The organism is Bacillus sp. SIMBA_005 (assembly GCF_046535585.1).
In the GTDB taxonomy this organism is placed as follows: domain Bacteria; phylum Bacillota; class Bacilli; order Bacillales; family Bacillaceae; genus Bacillus; species Bacillus pumilus.
Genome location: NZ_JAWRWI010000001.1, coordinates 118905 through 138557, shown reverse-complemented (window position 1 = coordinate 138557; position 19653 = coordinate 118905). Strand labels below are relative to the sequence as shown.

Here is a 19653-nt window from a genome sequence, read left to right as displayed (position 1 = left end):
TTAATCAAATTTCTTGCGGAACGTTAAGTAAATATTGCTTTTCTAATTCCTGGTCATTCATTTTCTCGTAAAACTCCCGTGAATACCCTCGCCCGATAACTGTTAACCATTCAATTAAAAATTGTCTTTGATCTTCTGTTAACCGCTCTTTTCCGTTGCTCATATGCCCGCTTCCTCCAATTGAATTTTTGTATGATAGTTCGTTAAATGCTCATTCATTCTCGAATGAAATTTAGGTTGTAAGTAAAAGAAGAGTTTTTCTTCTTGGTCCGTCATTTTTATCACTGCCTTTTCGTAAACAAGGAATTCGATCAGCAATATCAAGGCGTACTGATTGAGCTTTATCGCCTCTTCATACCAATCTTTGACCGTCATGCCGATTCCCTATATTCCAGGTTGACAAATTTGTTATATTCTTTGACGAACGCTAGTGAAACCGTACCGACTGGACCGTTACGCTGTTTAGCAATAATAATTTCAATAATGTTCTTATTCTCTGTTTCTTTGTCGTAATAGTCATCACGATAGAGAAATGCGATAACATCAGCGTCTTGTTCGATCTGCCCCGATTCTCTAATGTCTGACATCATAGGGCGCTTCTCCTGGCGTTGTTCGACTCCACGTGAAAGCTGACTCAATGCAATGACAGCAATGTCCAATTCTCTTGCCATTTGCTTTAGCATGCGGCTTATTTCTCCGATTTCTGCTTGTCTGTTTCCTCTATGAACTGGATTGCCGACGATCAATTGCAGATAGTCAATAATGATCATCATGTCCTTGCCTTCAAATTCCCGTTTCATTTTACGAGCCTTTGCCCAAATGTCATTTATCGTCATGCCTGGTTGATCAAATATTCTAAGAGCGGCACAATCTAAAACCCCGTTCACTTTGCTTAATCTGCCCCACTCATCAGCGTTTAAATTACTCGTGCGAATGGATTGAGCGTTAATATTACCGATACTTGATTGCATCCGTTTTATTAATTGCTTACGTGACATTTCAAGCGAAAAGATACCAACCGCTCCGCCTTTACCTAAATTAAGCGGGTTTTCCATGAAATTGCTTGCTACATTCAAACAAAAGGCGGTTTTTCCTACGGATGGACGAGCGGCGACGATTATAAATTCTTGTCGCTGAAAACCCGACGTCATTCGATCTAATTCAGTGAAGCCGCTCGGCATACCAGTTACATCACCTTTTGGCGTTTCCAACTCTTGGTAGATTTCAACAAGATCTTTATTGATAGACCCGTCATCGTCCGTGCCTGTCGCATCCTCTAAACTCATAAGAGAGCTTATACCCTCTTGTATAGTTTGGCTCGTATCGTCGCTATTGGAAGATTCTTTAAGCGAAACACCCACTTTCGCAATCTCTCGTTTTTTCCAATAATCAATTATTAGATTTTCATAGAATGCTTGTTTTGCTGTAGTGATTGAGGCATTCATCAATTCAGTTAAGTATTTTCTTCCGCCGATCCCCTTTAGGTTTTCTCGTCCCACATGTTCAATAACTGACACTATGTCGATAGGATCGCCGTTTTTATCAAGCTCTTGAAAGGCTTTGTAAATGGATTGATTTTGCTGTCGGTAGAAATGAATTGGTTTGAGCTGCGAATATTTGATCAAATCCGGCTCTTGTAAGATTGCGCCTAGATATTGTTGTTCCGCTTCGTCGTTGAAATAAAATATGTTTCCTGTCATGACGGTTCACCTATTCCAAGCAATTTTCGTATCTTTGCTTTATGCTGCTCAATCTGTTCTAGTTCTTCTTGGGTTGGTTCAGCCTTGTCCAGTTCAGAAAGATAGCTTTGAGTTTCCTCAATGTTCGGTATGGCTGCGGACCGATCTGTTCTTGCTTCTTTCGCTTTAATTAGATCAGCAACTTTTGGCGGAAACTGATTGTATTTCACATAAACGATCAAATTCGCCTCGATCCGCTCGTAATTCTCGGGCTTTAAGATTCTAGCCCATGCGTCTAGCTTTGTTTGATCAAACTCAAAATGCTCATAATATGTCTTGATTAGTTTAAGTAACTCTAATGTCTCTGCTTTAGTCATCTGTCAAATCAAACTCCTTTTCATTCACAGCCGCTTTTCTCTTTGCTGCTTCTCTTTCGCTTTTAATTCTTACGGTCAATTTATCAAACTGCTTTCTAAGACTCGCAGGACTCAATATATTCGATTTCCAAAAACTATCTTTTTGTGTCCAGTTAATCAAATACTTCACCTGTGCATCAGTCCGCTTGTCGATCTGCCTAATCAATCTAAAATCACTCGCCCATTTTTCCAGGTTCGGTTTTTTAGCTTGCGGATTATTTTCAATGATTCTTTGATAAAGCAAATTGGCATTCTCCATGTCACAAGGTTCGTACTTGTGACGAGAATTATTTATCTTCTTTTCATTCTTATCATTCTTTACATTCTTGTTTGTGGTCATTTGATGGTCATTTGATGGTCTTTTGTTGGTCAGACTGTTGTCGTTTTCGGAAGCTCCATCTTGATAAATAGCCCAATTATCAATGCTTACAATGCTGAATTTGTTGGTCTTTTTTATTGTCAAATATCCCATTTCTTGAAGCTGTTCCAACCAACGAAAAATTGTCTTTTCTCCCTTTACCCTGTCCTTAGATTTAAGACCGGTATTGTACATGTCCATCAAAGCAAAACGACCTGTTACAAAATCACCTGGCTTTAGCTTCACTTTTTGTCTACCCACTATCTGATCATGTTCCGTATGTGAAGCCTCTGTTAGACATATTAGCCATAACCTTAATAGCTGCGGATCATTGAAAATTGGGTTACTTCTAATCTTCCTATGCAACTTAATCCAACCGACCATTATGAAATCACCTTACTTTAGAAAATTTACATTTTGTCTGTATGCTGCTTCACCCATCAAATAGCGGAAACCTTCTACGAATCCAGTTACATAAGCATCTTCAATTTCAAGACTGGCTTTTGCTGCGTGAGCGTCATCAAGGTCTTTCAATAACTTCACAAGATCACTTGCATGAGATAACCACCCTTCTAATTTCTCGTACAAATCATCCACGTTCTCTTGTGTCCGTAAAGTTGCATCAGACCATTCGATCTCTGTTCCTTCCGTTTCATGAATTGTTTTAGCAGCAACAAATTTTAAGACGGAAACCATGCCCGCATCATAGAATTGAGCCTCTTTATCTTCTTGACGTCCGATATGCTGTAACTTCGCTCTAACTTTAGAAACGGTTGCAGGTGTACCCATTAATTTCATTTGAAAAATCCCCTTTGTATCTCAAATTTGATTATTGTATTTTTTTGTTAATCATGTTAAAGTCGAATCAATATGGGGAAGCTCCTAAACTTCCCGTACCTTCCTTACTTGCATGACCCTATAATGTACAAGTAAGAAAATTGACTGATCCCGAGCGGATCAGTTTTTTATTTTCCCACTCTATCGCCGCTCCACAATGCATCAGTACGCCCTATGAAATGTTCGCAAGCTCTGCAATACGCTTTTGAACCTCCATAATGTAATAACGAATCATACATTGCGTGCTGATCTTCTTCCAAATCTCCATTGGAATTGTAATAGACGGTAGCTGAACCCGTGACCCTTTCTTTTGTAAAAAAGCCCGTTTCACTCTTGCAGCTTGGACAAACGATTTTATTTGTCACGCTTGTACCTCCTATAAATCTATTTAATGTGATGAAAATCATAAGCGGCTTGACTCCTTACTCTCCGAAAAATCCGGCAATAATGATGATGCTAATAAATGTTAGTAATACGAAAATGCCTTGTCCCGTTGAATCTCTTTTTGCTAGAATCAGATCCCCTTGAATACTCAAGTCCTCATTTTTTTGACTAACATAGGAATGACAAAATCGGGTACTTTTAGATGAGTCGCTGCGTCCTCAATTTGCATTGTTTGGTTTTTACAGGCTTTGACGGTGTGCAACAACTCGATATGTTTTGGTAGACTCACAGTTTTTCAGCCCCCCAATTACCCGTGCGGAAGGTTGGTGACGGCTTTAATTCTTCCCGGTAGATAATAGGATGCTTTTCTATATACGCTTCAAGTTCTTCTTTAGTCATTTTCCACACCTTCACCGGACCAGGCTCATATGGATTTTTTGTATTTTTGTCCATTATCATTTCCTCCTATCGAATAATGTTATTTATCAATTTATTCAAAGTTCACCCCCGCATAAGAAAGAGTGACCCTTCACTAATTCGGGTTGCAGCGGATTCAAAATTTTTATATTGCGTCTGTCCACGCTTTTATTTACCATTCATCCATAATTTGTTTCATGACTTCTTTTGATTCTTCATAAAACCAAAACCGCTTGCCTCTTTCCTTTCGCCTCTCAAGAAGTTTCATTCTTGGATCGTGTAAAAATTCGTTTTCTAAAAAGCTCTTACTCATGCAGGTTCTTTTTGCCATTTGCTCTATATCCCATGTGAACAAAACTTCATTAAGCGCTTCTTCTAGTTGTTGATAAATATAGTTGCGAATTTCATCTTGATTAACATCCACATCAAAATTAACTATCGCCAAGCCAAGACGCTCCTTTCTCTTCTACAATTTGAACAATTTTTTCTCTCACTTTTTTACCTTGACGCTTTCCTAATAAAATGTCAGATAGGTATGCATTTGAAATATTTAATTGTTTGGCTAATTCTTTTTGCTGCATATCGTTCATGATTAGCCATGTTTTAATTTTCTTTCCGAAGTCGGCTTGCATCATTAAAACCTTCTTTCTATGTTTTTTGTGCTAATTATTCAGCTTTTCATTGACCAAAATTAGGATATATGCTAATATCTAGGCATAGCGAAATAAGCATACAAATTTAGCCTTTTGCGTTGGGGAACGTGGTTGTAGGCTATAGTTTGTCATGTCTCGATAGCTGAATAAATAGCTTATGAACACAGTTTAATAGACTATATGCTATTTGTCAAACTAATAATAGCATAAAGTTTATTTTCGTCATGAGCTAACCTAAGGATGGTTGATATGACTATAGTTGAGAAAATAAAAAAGTTAGCTAATGAACGTAAAATAACTTTGGCAGAATTAGAAAGGAGAACTAATTTATCAAACGGAACAATTAGAAGATGGGATGATAAAACACCCGGCGTTGATAAGGTCAAAAAGGTCGCCGATTATTTTGATGTTTCTATTGACTATCTATTAGGTAGGGTTGAGTCTCCTATTGAGACCGTCGCAGCTCACCATGATGGCGAAGAATGGACAACAGAAGAATTAGAAGAAATAGAAAAATTTCTTCAATTTATCAGATCTAAGAGAGAACAAAATTGAGGTGCAGCATCATTGGACTACCATTCTTTATTACAAAGTGCCACAGCTAGCGGAATCGACGTTTACGAAAAAGTATTATCACTCAAAACGAAAGGCTTGTACGGCGATAATGTTATTTGGATCAATCAAACATTATCTAGTGTTGAGAAAACGTGTACCCTTGCTGAAGAACTTGGTCATCATTTCACTACTTACGGAAACATACTCGATCAATCGAAACTTATAAACCGAAAACAAGAGTTGCGGGCACGTGAATGGGGATATAAATTACTTTTCCCTTTAGAAAAATTGATTGAAGCCCAAAAAATAGGTATACGAAGTCGGTTTGAATTAGCTGATTATTTAAATGTGACTGAACAATTCCTTGAAGATTCATTAAAAAGATATAAAGAAAAATACGGTTTATATAAAAAAATAGGGAAATTCACTATTTGTTTTGATCCTCTAGGGATCGTTGAAAGTTTTGAGGAGGTGATGCCTAAATAAACGCCCCTTTTAATGCGTCTGTCCACGTGGAAAGGGCTGATACAATGAAGATGGAAAAAAGCAATAAAGATGATCATTTGTTTTATTATTATAATGCTAAAAATGAAAAACGGTGGTGTTATCGGTACCGTTATTATGATGAATTTGGTAAGCGTCGTGAAGCCTCGAAACAAGGTTTCACAAGTGAAAGCGAAGCCTATAGAATGCTTTTAAAGGTTAAATCTTCTATATTAGACGGAGAGATTAAAGAAATAGAAAGTACAAATTTAACTATTTCTAAGTGGTTTGATATTTGGATGGAGACAAACCGAGATCAATGGAAAACGCCTACTATCAAAGCGAGGGTTTTCACGATAGAGAACCACATAAAACCTTTGTTGGGGAATATAAAGATCAATAACCTAGACGCAGCAACATATAAGAAGAAGTTTATAAATAAGTTATTAGAAAATTTAACTCCCGGTACGGTTCATGCGTATCATACAATCTTCAAAATCGGAATTAATGCTGCTGTCGAAAATGAAATAATAAAGAAAAACCGCTTTAAAAAGGTGAAAATAAGAAAAGACAATCCAAGCACTCTGATTGTCGATAATTTTTATACTGCTGAACAATTAAGCAATTTTCTTGAAGGCGCTCAAGCGCTTAAAAGTATTTCACATTATACTGCACTTCTCATCCTTGCAAGTACAGGTATGCGTAAGGGTGAAGCGTTAGGTCTAACTTGGAAGGACATTGATTTTATCAATTCGAGAATCACAATAAACAAAACACGTGATTATGATGGTTTACGCCCCCCAAAAACTAATAATAGTTACCGCACTATAAAAGTCGGGGGGAAAGTAATTAACCAATTAAAATTATACCAAAAATGGTGTAAAGAATTAAAGCTTTCCTTTGGTCAACCTCTAAAAGAAGAAGATTTTATATTAATCAGTCGGACAAGTGGAAAACCTATATCACCTAACTCACTTAATTATGCTGTAAATACTGTCGCTGATAATCAAAAACTAAAAAAAATAACTGTTCATGGTTTAAGACATACTCATGCGACTATATTGATAAGCAAAAGAATACCAGTCAAAGTCATAGCTGATCGTCTTGGGAACAGCCCTCAAATGATTAATGATATATATAGCCATACTTTTGAAGAATTAGAAATAGAATCAGTTGAAGTTTTTGAAGAGGCTATGAATTTATAATTTGGGGGATGTTTTGGGGGGGATTCTAAAACATTAAATTTCTAATCCTCCCTAATCCCTTTATACCAAAGGTTTTCTTTTTACAATATCTCTATTTGCAATTTACTAATAAAAACGTATAATTTATACTAAGCACAGAAAGACGAAAGACAAAGGAGAGAAAAAATGGACGATTATGCTCATACTAAAGACATAGAACCTACAGCAGAAAACATCGCAAAAGCCATTTATACTGTTAACCGCCATGCTAAAACCGCACCAAATCCCAAGTTTCTTTATCTTTTGAAAAAACGTGCGCTGCAAAAACTATTGCAAGAAGGTAAAGGAAGAAAAGTGGGCCTACATTTCTCTAACAATCCCAAATATAGTCAACAACAGTCCGACGTGCTGATTGAAATTGGAGATTATTATTTTCACCTGCCACCAACTAAAGAAGACTTCGAATTTTTGCCACACTTAGGAAATTTAAATCAATCATATCGCAATCCGAAAGCGAATATGTCATTAAACCGAGCAAAGCAGCTGCTTCAAACGTATGTCGGTTTAAAAGAAAAACCTACCGCCACAAAACAAAAATCACATTATACAAAGCCCGTCTTCAAACGACTCGGGGAAAGTTATTTTTAAACAAAAAACCACTCATGACGAGTGGTTTTTCCTTTAGATAATAAAGTGATCGACTTTTTCAATCAGCTGATGAATTTCTGGTTTACTAATTTGATCATCTGCACCGATTGTTTCCCCTTTATGGCGCAAATCTTCAGTAATTAACGAAGAGAAGATGAGAATCGGTATGGAACTCGTTAAAGGATTTTCCTTCAACAGTTTCGTTAATCGGTGACCATCCATTTTAGGCATTTCAATATCCGTAATAATCATATCAATTTCTTCTGTCACAGTAATTCCTTTGCTGACAAGGTCCATGACATGGTCATATGCCTGTTTCCCGTCTTCAAAGGTCACAATGTTTTTATAGCCTGCTTCGGTTAATTCATTTGTTAATAAACGCATGAGAAGCGGAGAGTCTTCAACGACATAAAGCTTCTTCCCTGTTCTTCTCTCGTCTTTCTCACCGTCAAACATATGATACGTTTCTACGCCAGAAGCGGATTCAATATCATAAATGATTTTCTCGTAATCTGGAAGGAAAATCATTTTCTCATCAAGCTTAATGATACCGGTTAAATGACGGTCCATCCCTTGATTGAGTGCAGTTGGCTTTTCAATCTCTTCCCAGCTGACGCGGTGAATTTGTGATACCGTTCCTGTATGGAACACAAATTTCCGTTGGTTGAATTCAGTCACAATATATTTCTCTTGTTCTGACTGATCTGACTCGACATTAAAAAAGGAAAATAGATTGATGACTGGTAAAATCTCGCCTCGTAAACTAATCATCCCTTCTACATCTTGATGAGAGTGCGGTACTACCGTCACCTCAACCGGCTGGATGATTTCTCTTACTTTCATGACGTTAATGCCGAATTGATTTGAACCAATTTCAAACTTCACAATTTCCAATTCATTGGTACCAGAGTCAAGTAAAATTTCTTGTTTGTTTAAAGCCACGGAAATCCCTCTATTCTTCAATATAAGATTGTACTTTTTATATCGGCAGCATAGGTAAAAAGTTGACGTTTCTTTACGCTTTCTCTCGTACGAATTGATGAATCACGAGTCCTATCGCTGCAAGAATGAGTAAAGACCCTAGTGCAAGGCGACTTGCGAGATTTCCGTGCTCTGCAAACAGCAGAGTGACTGACCCATAAATAATGGGACCAATAATGGACGACACCTTCCCTGAGAATGCGAAGAGACCAAAAAACTGTCCTCTCTTTTCCTTCGGTGTCAGCTCGATAATCAATATTCGTGATGCTCCCCAGCTTGCACCGAGTGAAATTCCAAATAAACTGCCAGCCACCCAGAAGACCCATTCTGTTGCGGCTGTCACAGCCAGAATCAGAGCAACGATCAAAATCACATACACGACTGTAATCGAGCGCTTTGCCCCAATCGCTTTTGTGATATATCCAAATAGAAAGGAGCCAATGATACTTGAAATAGTCGACACAAGATAAAGGAGTATAAATTGCCCAGCGGTAAAGCCAATGATGATTTTGGCATACACAGCCATCATCGCAATCGCTGTCTGCAGGGCATCATTCATAAAAAAGAACGCGATCATAAAGATAAAAGCCGGCTTGTAATGCTTCATCTCTTTAAACGTGCGAATAATTTCTTTATACCCGCTGAAAAATGACGCCTTTTTCTCTTGTTGCGGCAGTGGATGAGGGTCTTTTACAAAAAAGAGAAATGGCAGGAAAAAGAGAAAGAATAAAAGTGCTGTCGGAATAAATGCTTCATGAAATTGGTCATTGCCAACAAGTAAATAAACTGAGAGACCTACGAGTGTCCCTAAATAACCAACGGCAATGCCAAATCCAGAAATAAGCGGTATTTCATCCTTTGTCCCAAGATCGGGCAGGATGGTGTCATAAAACACTAGGCTCGAGTGATAGAAGAATTTTGCGATCACAAATAAGGTGACAACGACTAATAAAGAGACAGGCAGCCCAAACCATTCGCTTGAGATATCAATTCCAGCAAAGATCCCCATCAAAAACGTACAAACTATACATATGAGAGTAAACACTGTGATGTAGCGCTTCTTTTTTCCTGTACGATCGATCAGGACTCCGTATAATGGTGTGAAAATGACGAGAAAAAAACTGGCTAGTGCATTTGCATAAGATATAAATGTACTAGCGATCTGATCCATTCTTGCACTGTCTCCGATCGTTTCCTGCAAGTAGAACGGGAAGAAAATGGTGATCATATTCGATGAAAATATCGTATTTGCAAAGTCATACAATGCCCAGGCCAAAATGGGTGCTGTCAAAAACAGCCCGAAGCCTGCCCCTTTTTTCTGCACGGTCTTTTTCCCTGTTTTCAATCGTTTGTCTCCCTTCCCTGCCTAATTTTCCACTATCATTCTATTTTATGTCATACGTCCCTCTTCCATACAAGCAATCTATAGAAAAAGCACCTCTTACGATTGAGCAGAGGTGCTTTTTATCATTATTTCTTCACAACAATGGTACTTGCAATTAAATCGTGAAGTGCTTGTTTTTTCTCTGTGAAAAAGGCAATGATGTAGCCAATGTATAGGATTGGGGACAAAAAGCCTTTTGCAAAAAAACGGCCTGTTGCACGGCCGAATGTCACTTTTTCGCCCGTTACTCTTGTCACTTTAATCCCAAGAGCCATCTTACCAAGCGTTCCTTGCAGTTTTGATGATTCCATGATGGCATAATAAAGCCATGTCACCACGATACCGACCAAGATCGCTCCTATGTAGAAAAAGATAAGTCCCATAATCACTGCCCAGTCCTCATCTGTCATAACAGTTGTTGAATAGTAATAGCTGTCGTCATCCATCATCATTGCTGCCTCAGGACTTGAGACAAAAAAGAGTGTTGCCAAAATAAACATGACAAAAGAATATGGTACGCCGATGATGATACCATCCAAAAGGTGTGCAAGAAAACGATAGCCTACGCCTGCTAGTTCAGGATGCTTCTTTTCTAGAATGTGTGGTTCTGTTATGTTTGTTTCCATCCTATTTCTCCTTTATTATGTATGTTTTCTATAAATTTCTTATAATCATTCGTTATTATATCTTATGAATATCGCAAGATCAATGTAACTTTACACTTTTACATATATTTCAGATTAGTTCATCCTCAATGATTTATGTGAATAAATACTGAAAATTTGTGAAAATCATGGCACTTCTAGTTCTTTTATCTCCTGATTTTTTAACATTTTGTGATATTTTCGTCTTGTTTCCATTCTGCTGTTGACAATCATTCTTCACATGGTACAATAGTCAAGGATTTTTTAAAGAAAGGTGTTCATGATGGGAACTGTCGTACTATTAAAGAACAATGAAATGACTGTGATTGAAGATATTTGCGAGGCCGATTTTTTAGACATGAAGCATGATTTGTCAAATGATGACGCAGCTTATATCTCTTGGTATGAAGATTACGATACTGCTTATGGATATTGATTTCATTTCATAGATGAAGCGTAAAAAAAGGCGATACAACCTAAGTTGGTTGATCGCCTTTTTTACATTTGCGTGCTTCTTTCACTTTCAGGTTCTACATGAATAAAGATTTGTGCATGCGGAAATTCTTGCTGAATTTTCTCTTCAATTCGATCACATAATTGATGAACATCTTCAATCGTTGTCTTGCCATCTACAATCAAATGGAAATCAATATATTCCTCTGCACCGGATCGTCTTGTTCGAAAGTCATGATATTCGATGAACTCCTGACTGAACCCTTGAATGATTGCTTCGATCGATTGTTCTTCCTCGGGCGTTAGCCGGGCATCTACGAGCGGCGGGAAAGCTTCTTTCATGAGTTTAAATGCTTCGCGCATAATAAAAAGAGCAAGTATCATTCCAATGATCGGATCTAGGAAATACCAGTCAGTTAATGCGACAAGCAATAAACTGAATGCCACCCCTAATGACGTATACACATCTGTTAACAGATGCAATGCATTCGATTTCATGGCGACAGAATGGACCCTTTCCGCCTCTTTGTTCACAACCTTCGATACGATAAAATTGATGATCGCACCTATTAGCATGACCACAATGCCAAGTACAGGCAGCTTGACTGGCTCTGGATGCATTAATTTGTGAACACATTCGTAGATGATCCAAATGCCTGCAACAAAAATCAACAGAGTTTCAATCGTTCCAGAAATATTTTCGACTTTTCCATGTCCATAAGGATGTTTCGAATCTGCTGGCTTTCTTGAAATACGAACAGAGATAAATGCAATAAATGATGCCATTAAATCGAGAAAAGAATGAATAGCTTCTGATAACACCGCAACAGATCCAGTGAGCAGACCTACAATGATTTTTAAGATGACAACAAATGTGTTGCTCATCACGGATAGAAACGCTATTTTCGATGTCTTCGCTGATTGTTCCATTTATCGTCCTCCTTTAGGAGATCGTATGTCTATGAAAGCACTTCCCATGACTTGATTCTCTCGTTCTTTCAGTTTACACAGTTTTGCTGCTTTCTAATCATGTTCATCGCAGCCTGTATTTTCTCGTGAGGTTACGCTATAATAAATGTTGCTCTTTCTTCAATATATCACTCATGCTGTGATGAATAGGAGAATAGACTACAGATAATGATATCCAGTGCCTTTCGCAGGTGACATTTATGCAGTGAATGGTAAAATAGGATAAAAACATAAATTTTTAAGGTGATGAGAAATGGAGCATTTGCTGAATCCAAGAGTAAAGGATATTGAAATTTCAGGCATTCGAACATTTTCAAATCTCGTATCGTCATATGAGGATGTCGTTTCTTTGACGATAGGCCAGCCCGATTTTTATACGCCGCATCATGTCAAGACAGCTGCCAAAGCAGCCATTGATGAGAATTTCACCTCGTACACACATAATGCTGGTTTTCTAGAGCTAAGACAAGCGATCCAGCATTATATCAAGAAGAAAGTCAATCTTGATTATGAAGCTGAGTCAGAGATCATTGTGACGACAGGTGCAAGTCAAGCGATTGATGCTGCGTTTCGAACCATTTTGTCAGAGGGTGACGAAGTGATTTTACCTGGACCTGTCTACCCTGGCTATGAACCGATCATTCGAATGTGTGGCGGGAAGCCCGTACATATCGACACAACGAATGCTGGCTTTAAATTAAATGCCAAGCTGATTGAGGATGCATTAACGGAAAAGACAAAGTGTGTTGTGCTTCCGTATCCTTCAAACCCAACTGGTGTCACGCTTTCAGAAGAAGAATTGAAAGAGATTGCCCAGCTCCTTGAAGGAAAAGACATCTTTATTTTATCCGATGAAATCTATAGCGAGCTGACATTTGACCGGCCGCATCATTCAATCGCTTCTTTCTTAAAGGAACAGACCATTGTGATTAACGGACTGTCTAAGTCTCATAGCATGACTGGTTGGAGAATTGGCTTTTTATTTGCTTCAGCTCCAATTGCTAAACATGTATTAAAAGTACATCAATATAACGTGTCTTGTGCCTCGGCTGTCTCACAAAAGGCGGCACTTGAAGCTGTGACAAATGGTGTGGATGATGCACTCATCATGAGAGAGCAATATAAGAAAAGGCTCGATTATGTATACGATCGGCTCATTTCTATGGGGCTTCCGGTCATTAAGCCTTCTGGCGCTTTTTATATTTTTCCATCCATTGAATCGTTTGGGATGAGTTCCTTTGATTTTTGTATGGAGCTGTTAGAAAGCACAAGACTTGCTGTCGTACCAGGGTCTGCTTTCTCTCCACTCGGCGAGGGGTATGTGCGTCTATCCTATGCTTATTCACTTGAAACACTGAAAGAAGGACTTGACCGCCTAGAACAATTCGTTCTTGAAAAACGTTCCATTCATTTAACAGACTGAAACAACGGCTCTCCTGCCGTTGTTTTTATTTTGCAGGAAACATGATGTGAAATACGGTGCCCTTTTCGGGATGACTATCTACACGGATCGTCCCGTTGTGATTTTCTAAAATATTAAAGGTGACCATAAGGCCAAGTCCAGTCCCTTTTTCCTTTGTCGTTAAAAAGGGCTCTCCTATTCGCTTCATGACCGATTCAGGAATACCGACCCCTTCATCACGAATGGTGACATGGATTCCATCTCTTTCTGCTTTGGCCGTAATGTCAACCTTCCCTCCGTCCGGCATGGATTCTACGGCATTTTTGATTAAATTGATAAACACCTGCTTGAGCTGATTTTGATCCCCGTTCATCAGGAGGCCCTCTTCTATCTCGCTTGTGTTCATTAAAATGCCATTTAAGTTCGCTTGTGTTTCTAATAAAGCCGTGACTTCACTGATGATTTTTTTCAAATCTAGTGTCTGCATCGATGCCGTTTGCTGCGGTTTTGCCAGCATGAGCAGCTCGCTTAAAATAATTTCTATCCGGCTCAGCTCAGAGAAAACAATCTCGAAATATTGATCCCGATCTTTTGTTTTCGGTTTAATGAGCTGCAAAAAACCTTTGATGGCAGTCAATGGGTTCCTGATTTCATGTGCAATGCCAGCAGCCAATTGACCTGCGATCGATAATTTTTCAGATCGGAGCATGAGCTCTTCTGTCTGCTTACGTTCGGATATATCTCTTAAAATAATTTGAACGGCTGTTTCTCCAAAAAATGTAGTTGGGATACACACCATTTCTGTATAAATCAGCTTGTGCTTAAATGTATGACAGCTCATCGTGACAATCTCAGAATCTGATACTCTTTTAATAATACGTGATATGCTCTTTTTCACTTTTGGCTGGTCACAGGAATGAATTTGATGGAAAATATCTTTTCCTATTAATTTATCGTAATGCTCGGCTTCAAATAATTTAATGCCTGATTCATTCATAAACACCCATTTGTGATCGTGAATGACTGCAATCGTATCAATGGAGTTTTGGATGAGCAGCTGATACCGCTCCCGGCTTTTTTGCAGAACGGTTTGGAATTTCTTACGGGATGAGATGTCTACTAACAGCAAAAGCTCTGCCCGCTGATTTTGATAGATCGTTGGTGATGACTTCACTTCGATATGAATGCTGCTCCCATCTTTCCGCTTCCATATCTGTTCAATCATTCCGACTGGAAGACCTTGCTGCAGCCTCGTAATTCGGCTTCTCACAATGTCATGGTACTCCTCAGCAATAAAGTCAAATGCAGTTTTGCCGATCATGTCATCTCTTGTACTTACCCCCATTAATTGAAGCATCGCATCATTCGCATAAACAATTTCCCCTAAAATCGTAATACATAACGGATTTGGCAGCATGGCAATCAATTGTTCAGCTTCACTGACATGTTGGAAAGCCGGCAGACTGCCTAACGACTGTTCTGACACTTCTGATGTTGTTTGAAATGCTGTTTTTTGCGGTTCAGCGTCCAGCACCCTCATTTTTAGGATCATTTCTCTACTTAATTCACTGTCTAACTCATCACAATCAACAAAATCAATACTAGCTTCAATCCATACAGCTGTTAGGTCACTTCTCAGCAGCCTAAAGTGGCAAATCTCCAGCATGTGCTGATTGTAGAAATAACTCTCGACGAGAAATTGATCTTCGGTATGAACAAAGTCTTTCAAAAAACACCCTAGTAAATCCTTTTGTTCATAGAGCAAAAGCTGCTTACAGTTAGAAGAAATGTAGAGAAAGCGGCCATTAGAAGAAAGAACGGCATGTAAATCGATATTCGAATAAAGTTGATTCGAATCTTTCATTTTTTGTTCCATCGTCGTCCGACCCTCCTTTTCATTTTTTAGGGTTGTCCTTAGATTGATGTATAAAAAAGATTCGCTAGAAAACCCGTATTTTCCTTCCGTCATCAAGGGAAACGTCCATATTTTCAGCAAAAAAGAGCACATTCTCTTGCTGTGCTCTCTGCTGTTTACTGCTTTTCGTATTTCTTTTGTAATTCAACGTACTTATCAACAATTTTACTTGGGATGGTTTTAATGACAGAATCTTTATCTGAGACGTAAGGCGTCACGACACTAAAAGCCACTTTTGGATTGGACGATGGATAATATCCCCCAAAGGTTAAATTGTACGTGGCATTCCCCCACCAGCTGCGGTTGGCACCATAGTAGAAGGTTTGGGCTGTGCCTGTTTTTCCTGCGACATCATGCTGACCAAAGCGGCCTGCGGCAGTACCGCCGGTCGATGTGACCATTTTCAGTCCCATTTTGACACGGTCAATATCTGCTTTCGAGTTGTTAATCGTGTTCAATACCTTCGGCTCATATTTTTTCACGACTGGACCTACTTCATCCTTCTTCGTTGGAAGATGAACGCTTTTCACCACTCTTGGCTGAACGCGATTTCCACCATTAGCGATCGTTGACATATACTGGGCAACTTGAAGCGGTGTATACGTGTCATACTGGCCGATTGCTTCATCGAGCAAAAGTCCGCCGACCGTCTTCGGATGTGTCTGCATCCCGCTTGATTCCTGCGGCAAATCGATCCCTGTTTTCACGCCAAGACCGAATTGCGCATAGTAGTTTCTCATTTTTTGCAAGTGCTCAGGTCTTGCTGGTAACGGACCATTCTGTTGATAGGTAATACCTGCCATTCTCATCGCCACATGAAACATATAGACGTTCGAACTTTTTTGGAGTGCTCGCAGATCGTTGACCCACCCCAGATTGTTGTAAGACTTCTTGGGCTTTCCACTTCCTGCAAAATAGAGCGGTGTATCCATATAAGATTGGTTGTGCGACATTCCGTCCTGATAACCGCCAAGTACTGTGGCTCCTTTGACTACAGAGCCCATTTCGTACTGGGTCGTAAATGTTCCGATGGCATAATCAGTGACGTCTCTGCCGTCCATTTTCTTTCCAGACATCGCAAGAACATCCCCAGTGTTCGGGTCCATCATCACGACAAATGCACGGTCCATCATATAGTTTCTCGCACTAGCGGATCTAAGCTCTGATTCGACGATCTTGTCGACTTCCTTTTGCAGCTCCATATCAAATGTCAGTGCAAGGTCAAGTCCTCTTCGTCCCTCTGTCCGCTTGATTTCATCGAGCAGCTTCCCGCCAACCTGAGTATATTGAACGGTCGCTTTCTCCGGGTTCAGAAAATCCTCGTATTGATACTCTAAATAGCTCTTCCCTACTCGGTCATTACGTGAGTAGCCTCTTGCCATATAGTATTCTTCACGCTCTTTTATAATCCCCTGCTCTGGTGTAGTCACACCGCCAAGTACATTATAAAGGGTCTTCTCATACGGATATTTTCTTGTCCAATCATTGATGACATTCACGCCAGGCAGTTCATCAAGATGTTCTGACACAAGTGAAATCTCTTCATAGGTCAAACTCACAGATGATGTCTGCTTTGACTCTTTTGTTTCATCGAGTAAAGCAACTTTTTCGTCCCCTTTTTTCTCTTCATTTGGGTCCATTGCTTTCACGATTTGAGGCTCAAAGGCATATCCGCCTGTAAATCTACGATAGATCGCTGCAACTGCTTTTTCCTCTGCATTTTTTTCGATCGCCTTGACCTCTTCCTTAGGCACACGCTCTACTTGAAGCGGATAGACATCTTTTGCTTTAAGTTTCTTTTGCTCTGCTTTTGAAATGAGCTTATCCGCTTCTTTCGGATGGCTTGCCAGCCAAAAATCTCGAATGTCACGCTCTCTCAAAAAATCAGTATCCATTTTTATATAAGTCGCAAGTTTTCTTGCTACTTTAATCTTATCCTTCGCTTTCACACCGCTTTCTGATGTATAAACGATGGCAGGTACACTTTCGTTATCAACGACGACTCTTCCTCTCGCGTCATACATTTTTCCTCTTGGGGACGGGTATGATGCTGTTTTGACCTCTGTTCGGTTTGCTTGCTTTTTATAATCCTCACCATTGACGATCTGCAGCACACCAAGCTTGATCACAAGTACAGCAAATAAACTAAAGACAGCGAAGAAAAAGAGATTAATCCTCCAGGCGTTCCGGCGCTTGAATTTTTTCTGCTCGGCACCACCTTGATGCTGTTTCTCTCCCACTTATGTAGCTCCTCTCATCCTTTCAATCTTTTACAATTACCACTCATTATTGTAACACTTTTGTAATAGTTGTTACAGCGAAACAAGTGAAAAAAAGCTGTCAATCCCTATTATGAAAAAAAATATACTAACACTTTAAAATATTGGTATGTTTATGTCGTTTTCATTAAATGGAAGAATTCCCTATCCTTTGATATGAGGCGGATTTTTTTATGACTTTAACAAAAATGACAAAAAGGCCTTGTCAATGGAGGATGCTGGTACGTTTATAACAAAAAGTCCATGTTATGATTTTCTGTGAGAAAACAAAACAAAGATTTTAGGAGGAGTTACAATATGAAGAAGAAATCATTCTTTTTTTCAGCGCTAACGGCTGCTGCACTCATCACGTTCACTGGGGGACATTCAGCTGATGCGAAGGAGCTTAACCTGAAACAAGTGATACAAGTACAGCATCAAACCATTGATCTTCATACATTAGCTGCAAAATTACATATCTCTTCAGATGTAAACAAGCTAAGCAAGTCGAATCAAAAAGAGATCGAAGCTCTTTTAAACAAGCTAATCAAAAGCGGTCAACCTGTTACTGGCACAAAAGTGGTGAAAGAAGTAAACAAAGCAAAAAATGAACAAAAACAAGAATCAGTGAAAAAACCTACTGCTTCTAAACCAAGTACGCCAGCAAAACAAAACACAAACAACAATAACAATACAAAAGCTGACCAAAAAGACACAACAGCAGCAAAAGCAGACAGCAGCTTGAATGCATTTGAAAAAGAAGTCGTTGAGCTTACAAACAAAGAGCGTGCAAAGCAAGGATTAAAAGCACTTTCTGTTGATTCAAAGCTAAGCAAATCTGCTCGTGCAAAATCTCAAGATATGAAAGATAAAAACTACTTCTCTCATACAAGCCCAACTTACGGATCTCCATTTGATCAAATGAAGCAATTCGGGATCACTTACAAATCAGCAGGTGAAAACATTGCCCAAGGTCAAAGATCTCCTCAAGAAGTGGTGACTGCTTGGATGAACAGTGAAGGTCACAGAGCCAATATCTTAAACAAAAACTATACACATATCGGTGTTGGTTATGTGAAATCTGGCAACTACTGGACGCAGCAATTCATCGGAAAATAAGATCAAAAAACCTGTCCCCTATATGGGACAGGCTTTTTTATTTCACCCATAATTTATATATACTCTGTGTGCCGCTGTTTTCTTCTCCCTGCTCACTCAGCTTTTCATATAGTGACTTTGCAAGTGAGAGTCCTGGCATTTCTTCTCCCATCAGCTCTGCTTCTTCAAGTGCTATGCCCATATCTTTAATAAAATGCTTCACGTAGAACCCTGGCTCGAAATCACCTTTCAGCATTCTTGGTGCAAGGTTTGACAAGGACCAGCTTCCTGCCGCGCCTGTTGTTATACTTTTGAGCACGTGCTCTGGATCAAGTCCTGATTTTTCGGCATAGGCCATAGCCTCTGCGACACCTACCATACCTGCTGCAATCGCAATTTGGTTACACATTTTGGTATGCTGGCCGCTTCCTGCAGGTCCTTGATATTGAATGTTTTCACCCATTTTCTCAAATAAGGGCAGACACGCTTCATAGGCTGATTTTTCTCCGCCAATCATGATCGCAAGCGTTCCATTTTTTGCGCCTACGTCTCCGCCAGAAACTGGTGCATCTAAGGCAAACAGCCCTTTTTCTTTCGCTTTCACTTCAATGTCTTTTGCCAGCTGAGGCTTCGATGTAGTCATATCAATTAGATAAGTACCAGGCGTAGCATATGCCACAAGCCCCTCTTCCCCTAAATAGATTTCTTCTACATCTGATGGATATCCTACCATTGTGATGACAGCATCTGCATGTTCTGCAATTTCCTTCACTGCCGGCTTCCATGATGCACCTTTTTGAATGAGTGCATCTGCTTTTGCTTTTGTTCTTGTATAAACGAAAACTTCATATCCAGCATCCATTAAATGTTCTGCCATACTGCGTCCCATTACACCAATTCCAATAAAACCAACTGTTTTGATTGTCATCACTTGT

General features: G+C 39.3%; 24 protein-coding genes. 7 read left to right on the top strand and 17 right to left on the bottom strand.

The features are described 5' to 3' along the window. Positions 1–4 precede the first annotated feature (4 nt). From SB660_RS00765 to SB660_RS00720, 10 genes are all read right to left on the bottom strand, one after another. Positions 5–163, bottom strand: a complete 159-nt coding sequence (locus SB660_RS00765; protein WP_216099811.1) for a BH0509 family protein — start codon at positions 161–163, stop codon at positions 5–7. Beyond that, entirely contained in the window at positions 160–375 is a 216-nt protein-coding gene (locus SB660_RS00760; RefSeq protein ID WP_410580916.1) for a hypothetical protein, read from the bottom strand. The genes SB660_RS00765 and SB660_RS00760 overlap by 4 nt, the downstream gene beginning before the upstream one ends. Then, positions 372–1700 carry a replicative DNA helicase gene (gene dnaB / locus SB660_RS00755; RefSeq protein WP_410580914.1) on the bottom strand — a complete coding sequence of 443 codons (1329 nt, stop codon included), beginning with the start codon at positions 1698–1700 and terminating at the stop codon, positions 372–374. Before dnaB ends, SB660_RS00760 begins: the two co-directional genes overlap by 4 nt. Next, positions 1697–2056, bottom strand: a complete 360-nt coding sequence (locus SB660_RS00750; RefSeq protein ID WP_410580912.1) for a hypothetical protein — start codon at positions 2054–2056, stop codon at positions 1697–1699. Before SB660_RS00750 ends, dnaB begins: the two co-directional genes overlap by 4 nt. Then, positions 2049–2837 carry a Replication protein O gene (locus SB660_RS00745; protein WP_410580910.1) on the bottom strand — a complete coding sequence of 263 codons (789 nt, stop codon included), beginning with the start codon at positions 2835–2837 and terminating at the stop codon, positions 2049–2051. Before SB660_RS00745 ends, SB660_RS00750 begins: the two co-directional genes overlap by 8 nt. 12 nt (positions 2838–2849) lie before the next feature. Continuing rightward, positions 2850–3251 carry a hypothetical protein gene (locus tag SB660_RS00740; protein WP_410580908.1) on the bottom strand — a complete coding sequence of 134 codons (402 nt, stop codon included), beginning with the start codon at positions 3249–3251 and terminating at the stop codon, positions 2850–2852. A gap of 167 nt (positions 3252–3418) precedes the next feature. Then, positions 3419–3655 (bottom strand): hypothetical protein, encoded by a 237-nt coding sequence (locus tag SB660_RS00735; RefSeq protein ID WP_243173009.1) that lies wholly within the window; start codon positions 3653–3655, stop codon positions 3419–3421. A gap of 304 nt (positions 3656–3959) precedes the next feature. Then, entirely contained in the window at positions 3960–4127 is a 168-nt protein-coding gene (locus SB660_RS00730) for a hypothetical protein (RefSeq protein ID WP_410580906.1), read from the bottom strand. Positions 4128–4263: 136 nt separating this feature from the next. After that, positions 4264–4536, bottom strand: coding sequence for a hypothetical protein (locus SB660_RS00725; RefSeq protein WP_410580904.1), 273 nt, complete (start codon positions 4534–4536; stop codon positions 4264–4266). Beyond that, positions 4523–4723: a helix-turn-helix domain-containing protein gene (locus SB660_RS00720; protein ID WP_410581211.1), complete on the bottom strand. Its 201-nt coding sequence runs from the start codon at positions 4721–4723 to the stop codon at positions 4523–4525. Before SB660_RS00720 ends, SB660_RS00725 begins: the two co-directional genes overlap by 14 nt. Before the next feature lie 270 nt (positions 4724–4993). Here SB660_RS00720 and SB660_RS00715 point away from each other — a divergent pair, with 270 nt between their 5' ends. The 4 genes from SB660_RS00715 (at position 4994) to SB660_RS00700 (ending at position 7614) form a co-directional block, all read left to right on the top strand. Continuing rightward, on the top strand, positions 4994–5299 hold the full coding sequence (locus SB660_RS00715; protein WP_410580902.1) for a helix-turn-helix domain-containing protein: 306 nt from the start codon (positions 4994–4996) through the stop codon (positions 5297–5299). A 12-nt stretch (positions 5300–5311) separates the two neighbouring features. Then, a complete protein-coding gene (locus tag SB660_RS00710) occupies positions 5312–5785 on the top strand; it encodes an ImmA/IrrE family metallo-endopeptidase (RefSeq protein ID WP_410580900.1) in 474 nt (157 codons plus the stop codon). 44 nt (positions 5786–5829) lie between these two features. Next, positions 5830–6987, top strand: coding sequence for a tyrosine-type recombinase/integrase (locus tag SB660_RS00705; RefSeq protein ID WP_410580898.1), 1158 nt, complete (start codon positions 5830–5832; stop codon positions 6985–6987). Positions 6988–7152: 165 nt separating this feature from the next. Continuing rightward, complete coding sequence (locus SB660_RS00700) at positions 7153–7614, top strand: YkyB family protein (RefSeq protein WP_012009774.1); 462 nt, start codon at positions 7153–7155, stop codon at positions 7612–7614. A gap of 33 nt (positions 7615–7647) precedes the next feature. Here the strand turns inward: SB660_RS00700 and SB660_RS00695 are convergent, their stop codons facing one another. The 3 genes from SB660_RS00695 to SB660_RS00685 all read right to left on the bottom strand — a co-directional run bounded on the left by SB660_RS00695 (position 7648) and on the right by SB660_RS00685 (position 10605). Continuing rightward, a complete protein-coding gene (locus SB660_RS00695; RefSeq protein ID WP_012009773.1) occupies positions 7648–8556 on the bottom strand; it encodes a chemotaxis protein in 909 nt (302 codons plus the stop codon). 73 nt (positions 8557–8629) lie between these two features. Further along, positions 8630–9940 carry an MFS transporter gene (locus SB660_RS00690; RefSeq protein WP_410580895.1) on the bottom strand — a complete coding sequence of 437 codons (1311 nt, stop codon included), beginning with the start codon at positions 9938–9940 and terminating at the stop codon, positions 8630–8632. Between the two features lie 125 nt (positions 9941–10065). Next, complete coding sequence (locus SB660_RS00685) at positions 10066–10605, bottom strand: RDD family protein (RefSeq protein WP_058014124.1); 540 nt, start codon at positions 10603–10605, stop codon at positions 10066–10068. A gap of 301 nt (positions 10606–10906) precedes the next feature. On the opposite strand from SB660_RS00685, the gene SB660_RS00680 reads away from it, so the two are divergent. Further along, entirely contained in the window at positions 10907–11059 is a 153-nt protein-coding gene (locus SB660_RS00680; RefSeq protein WP_162839369.1) for a hypothetical protein, read from the top strand. A 62-nt stretch (positions 11060–11121) separates the two neighbouring features. On the opposite strand, the gene SB660_RS00675 is transcribed toward SB660_RS00680, so the two are convergent. Next, the gene (locus tag SB660_RS00675; protein WP_268497992.1) at positions 11122–12006 is read right to left on the bottom strand and encodes a cation diffusion facilitator family transporter; all 885 of its coding nucleotides are present in this window, start codon (positions 12004–12006) and stop codon (positions 11122–11124) included. A 292-nt stretch (positions 12007–12298) separates the two neighbouring features. Here SB660_RS00675 and SB660_RS00670 point away from each other — a divergent pair, with 292 nt between their 5' ends. Next, the gene (locus SB660_RS00670; RefSeq protein ID WP_058014126.1) at positions 12299–13468 is read left to right on the top strand and encodes an aminotransferase A; all 1170 of its coding nucleotides are present in this window, start codon (positions 12299–12301) and stop codon (positions 13466–13468) included. 25 nt (positions 13469–13493) lie between these two features. On the opposite strand, the gene SB660_RS00665 is transcribed toward SB660_RS00670, so the two are convergent. Together SB660_RS00665 and SB660_RS00660 are read right to left on the bottom strand one after the other, a co-directional pair. Beyond that, a complete protein-coding gene (locus SB660_RS00665) occupies positions 13494–15323 on the bottom strand; it encodes a PAS domain-containing sensor histidine kinase (protein WP_180309092.1) in 1830 nt (609 codons plus the stop codon). Between the two features lie 155 nt (positions 15324–15478). Next, a complete protein-coding gene (locus SB660_RS00660) occupies positions 15479–17602 on the bottom strand; it encodes a peptidoglycan D,D-transpeptidase FtsI family protein (protein ID WP_180309093.1) in 2124 nt (707 codons plus the stop codon). A 336-nt stretch (positions 17603–17938) separates the two neighbouring features. Between SB660_RS00660 and SB660_RS00655 the strand changes: the two genes are divergently transcribed. After that, entirely contained in the window at positions 17939–18739 is an 801-nt protein-coding gene (locus tag SB660_RS00655) for a CAP domain-containing protein (RefSeq protein WP_058014129.1), read from the top strand. Positions 18740–18776: 37 nt separating this feature from the next. On the opposite strand, the gene SB660_RS00650 is transcribed toward SB660_RS00655, so the two are convergent. Continuing rightward, the gene (locus SB660_RS00650) at positions 18777–19646 is read right to left on the bottom strand and encodes an NAD(P)-dependent oxidoreductase (RefSeq protein ID WP_410580891.1); all 870 of its coding nucleotides are present in this window, start codon (positions 19644–19646) and stop codon (positions 18777–18779) included. Positions 19647–19653 lie beyond the last annotated feature (7 nt).

Excerpts from the sequence above, each read along its gene's own strand:
- SB660_RS00715 (WP_410580902.1), top strand. The coding sequence starts at position 4,994 with ATGACTATAGTTGAGAAAATAAAAAAGTTAGCTAATGAACGTAAAATA.
- SB660_RS00675 (WP_268497992.1), bottom strand. The coding sequence starts at position 12,006 with ATGGAACAATCAGCGAAGACATCGAAAATAGCGTTTCTATCCGTGATG.
- dnaB (WP_410580914.1), bottom strand. The coding sequence starts at position 1,700 with ATGACAGGAAACATATTTTATTTCAACGACGAAGCGGAACAACAATAT.
- SB660_RS00750 (WP_410580912.1), bottom strand. The coding sequence starts at position 2,056 with ATGACTAAAGCAGAGACATTAGAGTTACTTAAACTAATCAAGACATAT.
- SB660_RS00765 (WP_216099811.1), bottom strand. The coding sequence starts at position 163 with ATGAGCAACGGAAAAGAGCGGTTAACAGAAGATCAAAGACAATTTTTA.
- SB660_RS00665 (WP_180309092.1), bottom strand. The coding sequence starts at position 15,323 with ATGGAACAAAAAATGAAAGATTCGAATCAACTTTATTCGAATATCGAT.
- SB660_RS00685 (WP_058014124.1), bottom strand. The coding sequence starts at position 10,605 with ATGGAAACAAACATAACAGAACCACACATTCTAGAAAAGAAGCATCCT.
- SB660_RS00705 (WP_410580898.1), top strand. The coding sequence starts at position 5,830 with ATGAAGATGGAAAAAAGCAATAAAGATGATCATTTGTTTTATTATTAT.
- SB660_RS00655 (WP_058014129.1), top strand. The coding sequence starts at position 17,939 with ATGAAGAAGAAATCATTCTTTTTTTCAGCGCTAACGGCTGCTGCACTC.
- SB660_RS00745 (WP_410580910.1), bottom strand. The coding sequence starts at position 2,837 with ATGGTCGGTTGGATTAAGTTGCATAGGAAGATTAGAAGTAACCCAATT.
- SB660_RS00670 (WP_058014126.1), top strand. The coding sequence starts at position 12,299 with ATGGAGCATTTGCTGAATCCAAGAGTAAAGGATATTGAAATTTCAGGC.
- SB660_RS00740 (WP_410580908.1), bottom strand. The coding sequence starts at position 3,251 with ATGAAATTAATGGGTACACCTGCAACCGTTTCTAAAGTTAGAGCGAAG.
- SB660_RS00730 (WP_410580906.1), bottom strand. The coding sequence starts at position 4,127 with ATGGACAAAAATACAAAAAATCCATATGAGCCTGGTCCGGTGAAGGTG.
- SB660_RS00650 (WP_410580891.1), bottom strand. The coding sequence starts at position 19,646 with ATGACAATCAAAACAGTTGGTTTTATTGGAATTGGTGTAATGGGACGC.
- SB660_RS00720 (WP_410581211.1), bottom strand. The coding sequence starts at position 4,723 with ATGCAAGCCGACTTCGGAAAGAAAATTAAAACATGGCTAATCATGAAC.
- SB660_RS00760 (WP_410580916.1), bottom strand. The coding sequence starts at position 375 with ATGACGGTCAAAGATTGGTATGAAGAGGCGATAAAGCTCAATCAGTAC.
- SB660_RS00700 (WP_012009774.1), top strand. The coding sequence starts at position 7,153 with ATGGACGATTATGCTCATACTAAAGACATAGAACCTACAGCAGAAAAC.
- SB660_RS00680 (WP_162839369.1), top strand. The coding sequence starts at position 10,907 with ATGGGAACTGTCGTACTATTAAAGAACAATGAAATGACTGTGATTGAA.